Origin of the sequence: Flavicella sp. (assembly GCF_037132785.1) — a bacterium.
GTDB lineage: Bacteria > Bacteroidota > Bacteroidia > Flavobacteriales > Flavobacteriaceae > Flavicella.
Genome location: NZ_JBAHZZ010000125.1, coordinates 1 through 14,963 on the forward strand (window position 1 = coordinate 1; position 14,963 = coordinate 14,963).

13 protein-coding genes and 1 pseudogene are annotated in these 14,963 nt (G+C 31.1%); 3 read left to right on the forward strand and 11 right to left on the reverse strand.

The genetic code is table 11. The annotated features are described in order from the left end of the window. Positions 1 to 138: 138 nt before the first annotated feature. Positions 139 to 1,119 carry a TonB-dependent receptor plug domain-containing protein gene (locus V5787_RS08390; RefSeq protein WP_336892796.1) on the reverse strand — a complete coding sequence of 327 codons (981 nt, stop codon included), beginning with the start codon at positions 1,117 to 1,119 and terminating at the stop codon, positions 139 to 141. Positions 1,120 to 1,874: 755 nt separating this feature from the next. Here V5787_RS08390 and azu point away from each other — a divergent pair. Continuing rightward, positions 1,875 to 2,393: an azurin gene (gene azu, locus V5787_RS08395; protein ID WP_336892797.1), complete on the forward strand. Its 519-nt coding sequence runs from the start codon at positions 1,875 to 1,877 to the stop codon at positions 2,391 to 2,393. Positions 2,394 to 2,584: 191 nt separating this feature from the next. On the opposite strand, the gene gcvT is transcribed toward azu, so the two are convergent. The 4 genes from gcvT to thrA form a co-directional block, all read right to left on the reverse strand. Further along, positions 2,585 to 3,667 carry a glycine cleavage system aminomethyltransferase GcvT gene (gcvT, locus tag V5787_RS08400; protein WP_336892798.1) on the reverse strand — a complete coding sequence of 361 codons (1,083 nt, stop codon included), beginning with the start codon at positions 3,665 to 3,667 and terminating at the stop codon, positions 2,585 to 2,587. Between the two features lie 76 nt (positions 3,668 to 3,743). Next, the gene (gene thrC, locus V5787_RS08405) at positions 3,744 to 5,042 is read right to left on the reverse strand and encodes a threonine synthase (protein ID WP_336892799.1); all 1,299 of its coding nucleotides are present in this window, start codon (positions 5,040 to 5,042) and stop codon (positions 3,744 to 3,746) included. Between the two features lie 52 nt (positions 5,043 to 5,094). After that, entirely contained in the window at positions 5,095 to 6,018 is a 924-nt protein-coding gene (locus tag V5787_RS08410) for a homoserine kinase (RefSeq protein WP_336892800.1), read from the reverse strand. Positions 6,019 to 6,042: 24 nt separating this feature from the next. Further along, positions 6,043 to 8,493, reverse strand: a complete 2,451-nt coding sequence (gene thrA, locus V5787_RS08415) for a bifunctional aspartate kinase/homoserine dehydrogenase I (RefSeq protein WP_336892801.1) — start codon at positions 8,491 to 8,493, stop codon at positions 6,043 to 6,045. A gap of 864 nt (positions 8,494 to 9,357) precedes the next feature. Between thrA and V5787_RS08420 the strand changes: the two genes are divergently transcribed. Beyond that, entirely contained in the window at positions 9,358 to 9,834 is a 477-nt protein-coding gene (locus V5787_RS08420; protein WP_336892802.1) for a hypothetical protein, read from the forward strand. Here V5787_RS08420 and V5787_RS08425 read toward each other — a convergent pair. The 5 genes from V5787_RS08425 to prfB all read right to left on the reverse strand — a co-directional run bounded on the left by V5787_RS08425 (position 9,823) and on the right by prfB (position 14,024). Further along, a complete protein-coding gene (locus tag V5787_RS08425; protein WP_336892803.1) occupies positions 9,823 to 10,497 on the reverse strand; it encodes an HAD family phosphatase in 675 nt (224 codons plus the stop codon). The genes V5787_RS08420 and V5787_RS08425 overlap by 12 nt on opposite strands. Then, positions 10,487 to 11,791: a D-arabinono-1,4-lactone oxidase gene (locus V5787_RS08430; RefSeq protein ID WP_336892804.1), complete on the reverse strand. Its 1,305-nt coding sequence runs from the start codon at positions 11,789 to 11,791 to the stop codon at positions 10,487 to 10,489. The genes V5787_RS08425 and V5787_RS08430 overlap by 11 nt, the downstream gene beginning before the upstream one ends. 142 nt (positions 11,792 to 11,933) lie before the next feature. Further along, complete coding sequence (arsC, locus tag V5787_RS08435; RefSeq protein ID WP_336892805.1) at positions 11,934 to 12,281, reverse strand: arsenate reductase (glutaredoxin); 348 nt, start codon at positions 12,279 to 12,281, stop codon at positions 11,934 to 11,936. A 6-nt stretch (positions 12,282 to 12,287) separates the two neighbouring features. Further along, positions 12,288 to 12,908 (reverse strand): HAD family phosphatase, encoded by a 621-nt coding sequence (locus V5787_RS08440; RefSeq protein ID WP_336892806.1) that lies wholly within the window; start codon positions 12,906 to 12,908, stop codon positions 12,288 to 12,290. Positions 12,909 to 12,917: 9 nt separating this feature from the next. Continuing rightward, a complete protein-coding gene (gene prfB, locus V5787_RS08445; RefSeq protein ID WP_336892807.1) occupies positions 12,918 to 14,024 on the reverse strand; it encodes a peptide chain release factor 2 in 1,107 nt (368 codons plus the stop codon). A gap of 166 nt (positions 14,025 to 14,190) precedes the next feature. Between prfB and msrA the strand changes: the two genes are divergently transcribed. Then, a complete protein-coding gene (msrA, locus tag V5787_RS08450) occupies positions 14,191 to 14,724 on the forward strand; it encodes a peptide-methionine (S)-S-oxide reductase MsrA (protein WP_336892808.1) in 534 nt (177 codons plus the stop codon). A 90-nt stretch (positions 14,725 to 14,814) separates the two neighbouring features. Here the strand turns inward: msrA and V5787_RS08455 are convergent. Next, a pseudogene (locus tag V5787_RS08455) lies at positions 14,815 to 14,963 on the reverse strand (IS1595 family transposase); the annotation flags it as partial.

Consider the following 14,963-nt stretch of genomic DNA (forward strand, 5'->3'; position numbering starts at 1 on the left):
GTAAGTCACAAATGCTATCTGCAAAAGTAGGTGTTATTTGTAGTTTCATGGCTTGAATATACATCTTAATAAGCTAACAAACAATGATTTACACCCTAAGTTTGGGTCTTTGTTTTTGTCATGTACCTTGCAACGGTCTTATACTGATAAGTTTGGGTTATATGGAACACCAAAACTAGCGTCTTCACCTGTAGGTACTAATAAATCAGGAATTCCATCACCATTAACATCATAATAGTGGAAGTAGGATGTTCCGTCATCACCATAAAAAGCACCATAACCAGCACCATATTCATTTTGGTATGTGGTGAATGTATTTTTATCTACTGTACTAAATACAGTAGTATTGCTAATAGTAATACCTAACCCGCGAGTTTTTTTTCCTTTTTTAGTTGTTATTAAAATTACACCATTTGCAGCATTAGAACCATAAAGAGCAGATGCAGTAGCACCTTTTAAAATGGAGATACTTTCAATATCTTCTGGGTTGATGTCGGATGCGGCGTTACCATAATCATATCCTCCTGAACCACTTGTTTGAGTTGAAGAGTTATAGTTGCTGTTGTCAACGGGGATACCATCAACCACGAATAGTGCTTGATTATTTCCTGAAAAAGAGTTTGAGCCTCTTAATATTACATTTGTAGAACCACCTAAACTATTACTTTTTTTAACATCTAAACCAGCAACTCTACCAGCAAGTGAGTTTATAAAACTTTGTTCTTTTGCATGGTTGATATCATCACCACTAACTTCTTGAACAGAATATCCTAAAGTTTTCTTTTCTCTTTTAATTCCTAATGCAGTAACAACAATTTCATCTAAAATATTGCTATCAGCAGCCATGGATACATTAATTAAACTACTATTACCAATAGTAATTTCTTTAGTTGTCATTCCGACATAACTAATCATTAGCACGTCACCAACAGACGCAGAAATAACATAGTTTCCGTTAAAATTTGTTTCAGCACCTGTGGCAGTACCTTTGATTACAACACTAACTCCAGGCAATGGTCCTGACTCATCTGTCACCGTACCTGAAATAGTTTTTGTTTGTGCTGACGTAATTTGCACTACAAACGCCAATAACAGTGTTAAAAACACATTTAATTTCATATTAACAATTATTTAAATTAATCTACACTAGATTATTAAAGAATAACCACTAAAACAATTTATTTAATATTAAATTTGTTAAAACACTTGGTTAATTAGGAATATGAATTGTTAGATTAGTGATATTAGTATAAAAAAAATCTCATATACGATATTAAATATTCGTTTAAATTAATAAAAGGAGATTTACGATTGCTTTTTTAAGTATTCTTCAAATCTTCAAATCTTCAAACCTTGTTTGTAAAACTTGAAACTATTCAAGGGTAATAAGTCTGTTTAATGTGGGATGTGTAATTAATTAATCTAAAAATTAGTAATTGATTATAAAAAGTAAAAATATCCCCTATTAGATTGTAGAAATAATTAGACAATTTATATTCCTGATAAATAATATAAATGACTGTTTTTTATTTGAAACTGTACAATTTTTTTGTAATTTTGATTAATTATAAATAAGAAAGTCAGTTGCGATGTATTGAGATATAGAATTGAATGAGAATAGACCTATGATTTAGATCTTATTTGAAATTCCTTTTATAAAGGAAATTTATCTATATATTAAGGACCTATTATAAGAGAACACGAAAACCATTTCCTATTGTAGTAGTAATATTAGAAGGTACTATTGATTTTGGAGTGAATAAGGAAAATTTAACAAAAAGTAATTAGAAATAGAATTATTCGTTAACTTTAACAAAATATTTAGAAACGGGTAGAGAAAAAAATATTTAATAATTAATAAAAGTAAAAGCAAAATGAAAAAAATAATTTTAAGCATTGTAGTGTTGAGTATGATTTTATCTAGTTGTGGAAACGAGAAGAAAAAAACAAAAACTCCTGAAAAAGATAAAATTGAACAAAAAGAAACTGTATACCAAAAAGAAAAGAGCACTACAGATGTAGAAAAAGTAACTTTAAATCTTGGGTCTAATGATCAAATGCAATTTGATAAAAGCGAGCTAAAAGTCAAAGAAGGGCAAGAGGTAACGTTGATATTAACCCATACTGGTACTATGCTTAAAACTGTAATGGGGCACAATTTTGTGTTACTTAAAAAAGGTACTGTTGTTTCAGATTTTGCAATGGAAGCAATGAAGGCTTCCGATAATGAGTATATTCCAGAAGGTGATGTAACTATTGCCTATACAAAATTAATTGGAGGAGGAGAAAGTGCTACAATTAAATTTATTGCACCTTCAAAAGGAGTGTATGATTATATTTGTAGTTTTCCAGGGCATTATGGAATAATGAAAGGGAAATTTATTGTAGAATAAAGATATAAAGATGCAAGGTTTTAATTAATTCATGTATTTCACTCAATACATCAATGGTATAAAAACACCAATGTAAAGGTAAAATACATGAATTAATTAAAACCTTGACGTCTTATTATTTTTGAAAATGTACTTGCGTAAGGATGGAAATAATACGTGATATTCTCGGTTTTTCTTCCAAATAACGGTATTTAACCTTTGTAAAAAGGTGTTTTAACCACCTTTGCTTTTAACAATCTCTTTCTTACTTTGATATAGATTTCACTTTCTACGGATGAAAATTCTGTTGGAACATATCCCATCCCAATTCCTCTTTTTACTGTTGGTCCCATAGTTCCTGAAGTAACATTTCCAAGATTGTTTCCTTCTGAATCTACAATTTCATAACCACCTCTAGGAACACCTTTGTCAACTAATTCAAAACCGACAAGTTTCTTTTGGATACCGTTTTCCTTTTGAGTTTTAAAAAATTCAAAATTGGTAAATGTTTTGTTGAGTTTTGTAATCCATCCCAACCCTGCTTCTAAAGGAGAAGTAGTGTCGTCAATATCGTTTCCATATAAGCAGTAGCCCATTTCTAGACGTAAAGTATCACGAGCAGCCAAGCCAATCGGTTTGATGTCAAAATCAGCTCCAGCTTTAAATACTTTAGTCCATATTTGTTCCACTTCGCTGTTTTTACAATAAATTTCAAAACCACCAGATCCAGTATAGCCTGTAGCAGAGATGATTACGTTTTCGATTCCTGCGAAATCACCTATTTTAAAAGTATAAAACTTAATTTCTGACAAATCTATAGAGGTTAACGATTGCATTGCTTCAATAGCTTTAGGACCCTGAATTGCAAGTAAAGAATATTCATCAGAAAGATTTTTCAAGACAGCATTATTGTCGTTTTTCGAGCGAATCCAATTCCAGTCTTTTTCAATATTAGAAGCATTTACTACAAGTAGGTAAGTGTCTTCTTTGATTCTATAAACTAATAAGTCATCTACGATTCCACCATTATCATTAGGTAAGCAGCTATATTGCGCATCACCAATTTTTAATTTAGAGGCATCGTTTGTCGTTACTTTCTGAATTAAATTAAGAGCATCAGGTCCTTCTATTAAGAATTCTCCCATATGAGATACATCAAAAACACCAACACTTTCTCTTACTGTTGTATGTTCTGCATTTACACCTTCATATTGAATTGGCATATTATAGCCGGCAAAGGCTAACATTTTTGCATTTAAAGCTTTGTGTATATTATGTAATTGTACGTTTTTCATGGTGTTTGTTTTTGTGACTTTGAATAGTTTACATGGCCGTAACTTTTCGAAGGCAGTGTATAATTATATAGAGAAGTTATGCCTTTAAAAACACTTTTAATTGGTCGTATTCAGAAATTTGAGTAGCTTCTTTTTTTAAATTAATTACTGCTTGTATCTGACTTGGAATTTTAATATTTTTAGCAACTCCAGGGTACAATACATCTAAGAATTTTACAGGGTGTGCAGTTTCTAAGAAAATACCTTGTACATCAGTATTGGTTTTTAAATAATTTTTTAAAGCTAAATATCCTATCGCTCCATGTGGTTCTGCAATATAATTACAGTTTTTTAATAAATAACCTAAGGCAGCAGTAGTTTCTTTATCAGTATAACTAAAACCAGTTAAGTTTTTTCTCAATGCTTCTAAGTTATTATTATGAATTTCTTTGATTCTAATAAAATTACTTGGAGCACCTACATCCATTGCATTAGAAATAGTCTGAACAGAAGGTTTTGGTACGTATTTTCCTGTTTTTAAGTAAGTAGGAACCACTTTGTTTGCATTGGTTCCGGTTACAAAATGAGCAATTGGTAAGCCTAATTTTTGTGCCATCATTCCTGCACAAATATTCCCATAATTTCCGCTAGGAACAGAGAAAACTAGTTTTTTAGATTTGTCTTTTAATTGCTTATAAGCAAAAAAGAAGTAAAACATTTGAGGTAACCAACGTGCTATATTAATAGAATTGGCAGAAGTCAATTTCATATGATCTGTAAGATCAGTATCTAAAAATGCTTTTTTAACCATTGTTTGACAGTCGTCAAAAGTACCTTGAACCTCTAATGCTCTAATGTTTTTTCCTAAGGTTGTCAATTGCTTTTCTTGAACAGCTGAAACTTTTCCACTAGGGTATAAAATAACAACATCAACACCTTCTACGCCTAAAAACCCACTAGCAACTGCACCGCCAGTATCACCAGAGGTAGCAACCAATACAGTTACATCTTCTTGTACTGTTTTTTTGCTATTGAAATATCCTAAACAACGCGCCATAAAACGTGCTCCGACATCTTTAAAAGCCATTGTAGGACCGTGATATAATTCTAGAGATGAAATGTTTTTGTCAATAGGAACTACAGGGAAGTCAAAACATAGAGTTTCGCTTACGATTCTTTTTAATTCAGTCTCAGGGATTTCATCTCCTACAAATTGTTTGATTACTTGGTAGGCAATTTCATTATCACTATAGTTTTCAATAGTATCAATGAATTCCTTTGAAAGAGGTGTAATATTGTCTGGGAAATACAACCCTTTATCAGGTGCTAATCCTTTTACTACGGCTTCTTCAAAAGAAGTGTTTGGTGCTTTTTTATTTAAACTAAAATAGTTCATATATCTATGCTTTGTTTTTTAGTACCCTTTGAAATTTTCTGGATACAAATAATTACTTTATTATTTTTATTCCTTCAGTATTAATTTTTGAGATATGTATATCATAATCAATTCCTACTTTTTCGTATACTTTTTTCATAGCTTCCGCTACTTTTTTTGCTGTATTAATTCCTTTGCTCAACGCATAAATAGAAGGACCAGACCCAGAGATTCCTGCTCCTAAGGCTCCAGCTTTTATACTGTTTTCTTTAACAGCATCAAACGCTGGAATTAATATAGAACGAATAGGTTCTACAATATGATCTTCTAAAGATCTTCCAATCAACTCGTAATCTTCCGTGTACAATCCGCTGATCAAAGCACCAACATTTCCCCACTGCTTGATTGCTGTTTTAAGAGGGACAGAACTTCTAAGGATCTCTCTTGCGTCAGAAGTTTTTACTTCTATTTGCGGATGAATTACAGTTGCATATAATTTAGAAGGAGTATGAATTTTTAAAACCTCTAGAGGCTCCGTGCTTTTTACCAAAGTAAAGCCACCTAATAGGGCAGGAGCAACATTGTCAGCATGGGCAACTCCACTAGCCAGTCGTTCTCCTTGCATAGCAAATTCAATTAAATCGTGATTAGAAAAAGGTTTTCCTAATAACTCATTAATACCAAATACTGCACCAGCGCTACTTGCGGCACTAGAACCAATTCCGCTTCCTGGTTTGATGTTCTTATATATTTCAATTTCAAAACCAAAATTGGTGTCTACTTTAGAAAGCAATGCCAAAGCCGCTACACCCGCAACATTTTTATGTGTTTCTAGGGGTAAATCTTGACCCATAATTTTTGTGATGGTTACCCCTTTTTTAGAAATTTTACGAATCACCATTTCATCTCCAACGTTGTCTAACGCAAGTCCTAATACATCAAAACCACAAGAAACATTTGCTATAGTAGCGGTACAGAATAATTTAATTTCGTCCATTTGTATTTTGCCTATCTAAATTGATTAACCTCTTCCTATTCTAATAATATCAGCAAAAATACCAGAAGCAGTAACATCTGCTCCAGCACCTGCACCTTTTACTATTAATGGGTACTTTGGGTATCTATCAGTAAAAAACAACACAATATTATCACTTCCTTGTAGGTTTGAAAATGGATGTTTGCTATCTACTTCTTGTAGAGAAACATTTGCTTTGCCATTTGCAAATTCAGCAACATATTTTAATTCAGTATTATTTGCTGCTGCTTTTTCTTTGATTCCTTCAAAATGAACCTTTTCAGTAATTAGAGTTTTTTTGAAATCTTCAATAGATTCGGCTTCTAAACTTGACTTAGGAAGGAATGAGATATTTACAATATCCTCTAAGTTCATTTTAGTTCCACTTTCACGAGCTAAGATTAATATTTTTCTCGCTACATCAACACCACTTAAATCAATTCTTGGATCAGGTTCGGTAAAACCTAAAGCTCCAGCTTCATCAACTATTTTAGCAAAATCACCATCTCCAACAAAAGAGTTAAAGATAAAGTTCAATGATCCAGAAGCAACCGCTTGAATTTTTTGAATTCTATCACCAGATAATACTAAGTTATTTAAGGTATTGATAATTGGCAATCCTGCACCAACATTTGTTTCGAATAAGTAAGGAGCATTGTATTCTTGAGATAATGATTTTAATTGAGCATAAATTTCATAGTCAGATGATGCTGCAATTTTATTACAAGTTACAACAGCAATGCTTTTTTTTAAGTATCCTGCGTATAACTGTGCAATATCATAATTAGCGGTATTATCAACAAAAATACTATTGGCTAAATTAAAGTCAACAACATTTGTATAAAATTGATCTAAATCTAAAGCTTCTCCGTTTTCTAACAAGTTGTTTCTCCAATCAGAAAGATCAATTCCTTCTTGGTTGAATAACATTTTTCTTGAGTTAGATAAAGCAATTACATTTACTTTTAGCTGTAGATTTTTTAATAAATATTTCTCTTGAGCAGCAATTTGCTCGATTAATTTACCACCTACATTTCCAACTCCAACCACAAATAGGTTTAAGTTTTTTATTTGGTTTTCAAAGAACTCATTATGTAAGGAGTTCAATGCTTTTTTAATATTTTTGCTAGCAATCACAGTTGAAATATTCTTTTCTGAAGCACCTTGAGCAATGGCTCTAATATTTACATTGTTTTTTCCAAGTGTACTAAACATTCTACCACTGATTCCTTGGTGGTTTTTCATATTGTCACCTACCAAGGCGATAATAGCCAATCCACTTTCTACTCGAAGAGGTTCTACTTTACCCAATGCAATTTCGTAAGCGAAAGCTTCGTCAATTACTAATTTTGATTTTTTAGCATCTGTATCATTGATTCCGATGCAAATAGAATGTTCAGAAGAAGCCTGAGTAATCAAAGTAACATTTATTTTCTCATGAGATAATGTTTCAAACAATCGTTTAGAAAAACCAGGAATACCAATCATTCCATTTCCTTCTAAAGTAATCAAACTAACTTCACTAATATGACTGATTCCTTTGATCAATGTTTTACATATATTATTGTTTTTTGAAATATAAGTTCCAAGAGCATTTGCATCAAAAGTGTTTTTGATAACTATTGGGATTTCTTTTTTCAAGACAGGCTGTACAGTAGGAGGATACAATACCTTAGCTCCAAAATGTGATAATTCCATCGCTTCTTGATAAGAGATGTTTTCAATAGGGAAAGCTCCTTTTACAATTTTAGGATTGGCGGTAAACATTCCGCTTACATCTGTCCATATTTCAAGAATAGAAGCGTTTAATGCTGATGCTAGAATTGCAGCTGTATAATCAGAGCCACCTCTTCCTAAAGTAGTCGTTTCTCCACTTTTGTTTGAAGCAACAAAACCAGGTATTACAATTATTTGAGAGTTGTTATTTTTGAAAAATGAAACAATATTATTGTTTGTCGTTTCAATATCAACGATAGTCTGTGTAAAATCATCATTTGTAATAATCAATTCTCGACTATCTTTTAAAGATACATTTTCAATCTGTATTTTTAAAGTGTTGACAACAATATAAGAAGATAAACGTTCTCCAAAACTCACAATTTTATCATGTGTTTTTTCTGAAAACTCTCTTAATAAAGAAATACCTTCTAGGATACTTTCTAATTCGTTTAAGATTTTTTTTAAACCACCTAAAACTCCAGATTGTTTTTCGATTGGAATCAAAGCTCTTACAGCTTCGATATGTCTTTTTTCTATAGATTTAAAGTTATTAGCAAAGGCGCTATTTCCATTTTGTGCTAAATCTCCGGCCTCTAATAAAGTGTCTGTACTACCTCCAAGAGCAGAAACAACAACGACTAATTTTTCTTTTTGAGCACTTTCCTTAAGGATGTTGATTACCTTCGAAATGTTATCTGCATTTGTTACCGAAGATCCTCCGAATTTTAAAACTTTCATTATTTATATTTTTTTACCTTAAATAATACGCAAGGCTATTTGTGTTTGCTTTTGCTTAGAAATAATATTGATTATTTCTCCGTTTTTTACCTATGCTAATTAAGTCTACTGTTTTAGACATAGGGTTTGCTTGATAGATATAGTGAATTAACCCCAAAGGGTCGTTGTATTTCCAGTTGTAAACATAGAAATAAATCCTAATGAATTAGGAATGTTTGTAGTATATGTATTTTCTTTTGAAAAATTCATGTTGCTAAGATACAGAAATCTATTAAAAACGCCCTTTTTATAAGGAAAAAAATATTAAGGACTCTAAGTTAAATTCTTACTTATTTATAGTATTGTGAAATGATTGTATTTTTGAGTGTTTGAAATGCTACAAATATCTATTTTGTTTATAATGGTAGTTGCTAAATCAACTATCTAACGTAATTTCAGCATTAAACAATAATTACTCTTCTTCCTGTTTTTCCTTTTTCTTCCTAAAATTTATTTGGTAGTTAAGGTAGAATTTGAAAATAAGACAAAAAATAATGGTGATACTTTGAAAAAAATATTACTTTTGTTTTATAATTTATAATCACAGACAAATTATTATGGACATTTCTCAATATTTAGGATTTTTATTATTTCTTTTTGTGTTCACAGCTGGATTCTGGTTGTTGATTTTCTTGTTGACTTTCGTAGTTCCTTATTGGATTACTGGGACTTTGTTGGAAAATTTCAACATGAAAAGAGCAGAAAAATCTAAAAAATAGATTCTTCTTAAACGATATATAGGATTGCAATTTTGCAATCCTTTTTTTGTTATGAATATTAGAAGTATTACTAGGTTTTAATTAGTTTCGTTTTACAATAAAATGTATGAAAGCAGCGACTTTAAAAGAATTAAAAACAGAACTGTATCATGTGAGTCATGATGAGTTACTGAAACTTTGTTTGCACTTAGCAAAGTTTAAAAAAGAAAACAAAGAGCTGATGACCTATTTATTATTGGAATCAGAGAGTGAAGAGGGGTATATTGAAACCGTCAAAGAAGAGGTAGATGATTTGTTTGAAACTATAAATACAAAGAATTACTTTTATATGAAAAAGACTATACGTAAGATATTACGTGTGATCAAAACTAATATTCGCTATTCTAAAAAGAAAACTACTGAAATTGAATTGATTTTGTATTTCTTCGAAAAGTTAAAAGCTGTGAGACCTTCAGTTCAATATAGTACCGTACTTAAAAATTTATACCAACGAGAATTACTGTCAGTCGAAAAAAAAATTAAGTTAGTTCATGAAGATTTACAGTTTGAATATCTAGAAACCTTACAAAGTTTAAAGTTCTAAATTTTTGAGGTATTTATATGCTTCAAGTAGGGTAGAGAAAACTATTTGACTGCCCGCTTCTAGCATTTGTTTTTCACTATTCATCGTTAATATTCCAATTGGAATCATTCCTGCATCTAGGGCTGATTTTGTCCCCGTTATACTATCTTCAAAAACCCAAGTATTCATGTAGTTTTCCTTTGGGATCTTTAAGTGTTTGGCTAAGGTAATATATGCCTCAGGATGAGGTTTAGGATATTTATAGTCTTCAAGTCCAAAGAAAGTTGTAAAGCCAAGGTTTAATTGCTGAATACTATTTTTCACAAAGAGGCGAGTAGCATTGCTCGAAATACCATGTGGAATTTTATTTTCTGATAAAAAATCTTGAATCTCTACAACTCCTGGTAATAAGAAGGGAGGAATAGTACTCGTGTGAAGATATTTAGCTTTCAGTTGAAAAAAATCAAGTCCTTTTTCGGAATATCCAGCTTTATCACAAAAATACTGTGCGATAATATGAGGAGATTTCCCCGATAGTTTTTCATTAGGAAACTCCTTGATTTTTGTAGAGAATAATTCAATATGAGCTTGGTTCCATGCATTAAAATGACTTTGAAAACTGTCAACAACAACTCCATCAAAATCAAATAAAATGCCTGTAGGAAATGCAAATTTATTTTTCATTAAAAATCTTTTTTAAATAACCATTAAGAAATTTATTTGTGGGGTCAAGTTCTTTACGTAATGTTTTAAAATCATTCCATTTCGGATATATTTTATCGAGTTGTTTGTCTTTGGCTTTAAAGCGTTTTCCCCAATGTGGACGACCTCCATATTTGATAAAAATTCTTTCTATCGTTTTAAAAGCTTCATAGCTATCTGCTGTTTTTGAATTTCTAGAGATACATCCAACCGTTACAGTATCTTGGTCATAGGCATAACTCAACCAAGTTTTGTCTTTTCGTATAAAACGAATATCCATAGGAATATGAATAAACGTGTTGTTGTCCCATTTATTTATTTCTTTTTTCAATTCTTTAAACACCTGAGGGAAAAGATCAATACCGATAGTCCATTCTGCTAATTCTAAAGTAGCACCTCTAGATTTTGTAACGGTTGCTTGATATAAACTGCCTTTGTGTTCTTTTTTGTTGTTAAAAAATAATAGTGCGATTGTTTTATTTGCAATGGCTGTAAACCAAGGAAAAATATGTGTGTATTTGTATAATGTTTTAGAAACATCTCTCCTGTATTTAAGATAAGAAGGGCCATTATTCTCTTCAATAATTGTATCTTCTGGAATTTTATCTCCAGTTATTACATAACCTTTACCGGTATGTGGCATCCATAAGATTCTAAGAAAATCATATTGCTGTACTTTTTCTTTTAAATTGTACATCCATACTTCATCTTTTTGAGGTTCTTCTTTTATATGGAGTGTATAGTTTTCTTTACATCTAAAGGTTATTTCAGAAAAAACACCTAGTACACCAATAGAAAGGCGTAAAGCATGCATTAGTTCATCTTCTTCGGTGACCTCTTTTATGGTTCCATCTGCCAAAACGAATCTTAATTTTTGAACATAACTAGCCAATATTAATCCACTTGTTCCATGTGTTCCTGTGGCAAGTGCACCACCTAAAGTAATGGTATTGATATCTGGTAAGCAGGGGATACACCATCCTTTTGCTTCAATGGATTCTATAAAATCTACCAATCGGATTCCAGACTGAACGGTAATTAAATGTTCTGTATCGTTGTAGGAGATAATTTTATTATAATCTCTAATGTCTACTAAAGATTGAACACCCGCAATGATATCTGCCGATGATTGTTTATTGCCAAAGAAGCGAATTTTTTTTGATTCTGAGATTACTTTTTGTAATTCCTTTTCTGTAGTAATTTTGTATAAATTGTCATATTCATGTTGGATATTTTCATTCCAGCTCACCCAAATACCTTTCTCTTCTTTCTTCATCTATGAATGAATAATATTTTTGCAAAGATAGTAAACGCTCAATATTATATTGTTTTTGTTGAATTATTTTTTGATAGATATTATAGTGTCTCATCTAAAACTGAAACAAAAATAGTATAACAATTTACTATACACTATAAAATTAATTTTTTATCAGGTCAACGATGAGTTCTGTAGGTCTGCCGATAACAGCTTTATTACCTTTAACAACGATAGGTCTTTCAATCAGTTTAGGGTTTTCAAGCATTGCCATGATAATGACATCATCGGATAATTCTTTTCCCCTATAGTTTTCTTTCCATATTTTTTCAGGTTTACGCACAAGCTGTAAAGGTGAAATATTTAGCTGACTTAAAATTTCTTTAAGTTCTGTTTCCTTAAGAGGACTGTCTAAATATTTAATGATTTCAAAATCTACTTTAGCAGCTTCTAAAGTAGCAATTCCTTGTCTGCTTTTTGTACATCTTGGGTTGTGGTATATTTTTATCATATTGAGTCAATAAGTAATATTTAGTTTTTTTAAATCTTTTTCTAATTGTTCTGGAGATTGAAAATGTATTCCATGCAGTCCTAACCGATTAGCAGTTTTAATATTTGGCATGCTATCATCGATAAAAACGGCGTTTTTAGGATTGATATCGAAAGTTTTAAAAAGATGATGGTATATATCATCAAATGGTTTTCTCATTTTTACTTCTCCCGAAACAATAATTCCTTGAAATGTGATTAAAAAGGGAAATAACTGAATCGCTGTAGGCCAAGTTTCTGCACTAAAATTAGTCAATGCATAATACTTGTATTTGTTTGATTTTTTAATAGCCTCAAAGATTCTTAATGTCCCATTAATTGGACCATTACACATTATAGACCATTGATCGTAATAAGCCAAAATTTCTTTTTCATATTCAGGAAATTCTTCTATTTTTATTTTGTTAGCTTCTTTAATAGTTCTTCCTGCATCCTGTTCGATATTCCATTCAGGAGTACATACATTTTTTAAAAACCAATCCATTTTATCGAGATCATCATTAAAAATAGTTCTGTATAAATAATCAGGACTATGATCAATAAGAACTCTTCCTAGATCAAATATGATGGTATCGATATTGTTTTTCATAGTGAAAATTTACAATTTTTTTTTATCCTCTGTCCTTGAATTTAGCATCAGATATGCTTTTAAAAACTCATCAATTTCTCCATTCATTACGGCATCAACATTTCCTGTTTCATAAGAAGTTCTTACATCTTTTACCATTTTGTATGGGTGCATTACATAATTTCGAATTTGACTTCCCCATTCTATTTTCATTTTTCCTGCTTCGATATCACTCCTTGCTTCTAGTTGTTTTCTCAATTCAATTTCATACAATTGCGATTTTAGCATTTGCATAGCACGACCTCTATTTTCGTGTTGTGAACGTGTTTCAGAACATGAAATTTGTATGCCTGAAGGTTTATGTGTTAACTGAACTTTTGTCTCAACTTTATTTACATTTTGTCCACCGGCACCACTTGATCTCGCCGTGGTAATATTTATATCAGCTGGGTTGATTACAATTTCAATAGAATCATCAACAAGGGGATATACATATACAGAAGCGAAACTTGTATGTCTTTTGGCATTGCTATCAAAAGGAGAGATTCTTACCAAACGATGTACTCCATTTTCACCTTTTAGATATCCAAAGGCAAAGTCACCATCAATTTCCATAGTTACCGTTTTAATTCCAGCAGATTCGCCTTCTTGGTAATTCAGCTCTTTTAGTTTGAATCCTTGTTTCTCTGCCCACATCATATACATTCGAGTTAGCATTTGTGCCCAGTCACAACTTTCCGTTCCACCAGCTCCCGCAGTAATTTGTAATACAGCACTCAGTTGATCGCCTTTTTCAGAAAGCATATTTCTAAATTCAACATCTTCTAGTTGTGTTTTTAATTGTTCTACGATGCTGTTTATTTCTTCTTCTGTAGCTTCACCTTCTTTGTAGAATTCTAATAAAACTGATAAGTCGTCTTGTAGAATAGTAAGTTGAGTATAATCATTGACCCAATTTTTTAAAGTTCTTAAATTTTTTAAAATAATTTCAGCTTCTTTTGGGTGATTCCAAAACTCTGGATTAGCGCTTTTTTCTTCTTCGTTTTTGATAACAATTTGTTTTTTATCAATTTCTAGATAGCCTTTTAATTTGTTAATTCTATTTGAAAATTTGTGGAATTGTTCAGATGTAATCATATCTAACAAAAATAACAATTATCTTAAGTAGTAAAGGAAAGAAACATTGTTTTTTCAAATTTAATTTTTGACATGTATTGATTAGAAAGGAATAGTAGTTTTTAACGGATTTTATAATTCCTGTTCGTTGTCAGTTTACTACATTTGTTATCTAAATTATATTTTAATGAGTTTAAAAATAGCGACAATAGGCAATGGTTGTTTTTGGTGTACCGAAGCCGTTTTTTTACATTTAAGAGGGGTTATATCTGTAAAATCAGGGTTTAGCGGAGGTTCTATTAAAAACCCTGGTTATAAGGAAGTAACAACAGGGAGAACAGGACATGCTGAGGTGATACAAATAGAATTTGACGAGCAGCTGATTTCTTTTAAGAAGTTATTGTCCGTATTCTTTTCTACACATGATCCAACAACTTTAAACAGACAAGGAAATGATATTGGTACTATGTATAGGTCTGCTATATTTTATCATGATGCAACTCAGCAGAAACAGGCAGAAGAAATGATTAAAGAATTAGAAACAGGAAAAATATTTTCTGATGTAATTGTAACTGAAGTAACCGAGTTTTCTGCTTTTTATGGTGCGGAGTCTTATCATGATTCTTATTTTGAAAGCCATCAACAAGAACCTTATTGTAATATGGTTATTAATCCGAAACTACAAAAATTCTTAAAAAACTTTAAAAGTGATTTGAAGTAATATTATTTTTACTGTTTATTTATTTAGATGTAAATAAAAAAAGCCGATACAATTTGTATCGACCTTATTATATATAATAATATCTCTGAGTTATACGTCTAGTGTCTGTTTTATGTTTTTTTGACATTTAGGTTTTTGTAGTACCATTCTAAGAATTGTTTTATGAAAAATGGATTCTTTGTATTGTGACCTATTAATTCTAAAACAAAATTCATCAAAATATGCTTGTATATGCCATT

Coding starts and splice junctions, on each gene's coding strand:
- V5787_RS08390 (WP_336892796.1), bottom strand. CDS start 1,119: ATGAAATTAAATGTGTTTTTAACACTGTTATTGGCGTTTGTAGTGCAA.
- azu (WP_336892797.1), top strand. CDS start 1,875: ATGAAAAAAATAATTTTAAGCATTGTAGTGTTGAGTATGATTTTATCT.
- gcvT (WP_336892798.1), bottom strand. CDS start 3,667: ATGAAAAACGTACAATTACATAATATACACAAAGCTTTAAATGCAAAA.
- thrC (WP_336892799.1), bottom strand. CDS start 5,042: ATGAACTATTTTAGTTTAAATAAAAAAGCACCAAACACTTCTTTTGAA.
- V5787_RS08410 (WP_336892800.1), bottom strand. CDS start 6,018: ATGGACGAAATTAAATTATTCTGTACCGCTACTATAGCAAATGTTTCT.
- thrA (WP_336892801.1), bottom strand. CDS start 8,493: ATGAAAGTTTTAAAATTCGGAGGATCTTCGGTAACAAATGCAGATAAC.
- V5787_RS08420 (WP_336892802.1), top strand. CDS start 9,358: ATGAAAGCAGCGACTTTAAAAGAATTAAAAACAGAACTGTATCATGTG.
- V5787_RS08425 (WP_336892803.1), bottom strand. CDS start 10,497: ATGAAAAATAAATTTGCATTTCCTACAGGCATTTTATTTGATTTTGAT.
- V5787_RS08430 (WP_336892804.1), bottom strand. CDS start 11,791: ATGAAGAAAGAAGAGAAAGGTATTTGGGTGAGCTGGAATGAAAATATC.
- arsC (WP_336892805.1), bottom strand. CDS start 12,281: ATGATAAAAATATACCACAACCCAAGATGTACAAAAAGCAGACAAGGA.
- V5787_RS08440 (WP_336892806.1), bottom strand. CDS start 12,908: ATGAAAAACAATATCGATACCATCATATTTGATCTAGGAAGAGTTCTT.
- prfB (WP_336892807.1), bottom strand. CDS start 14,024: ATGATTACATCTGAACAATTCCACAAATTTTCAAATAGAATTAACAAA.
- msrA (WP_336892808.1), top strand. CDS start 14,191: ATGAGTTTAAAAATAGCGACAATAGGCAATGGTTGTTTTTGGTGTACC.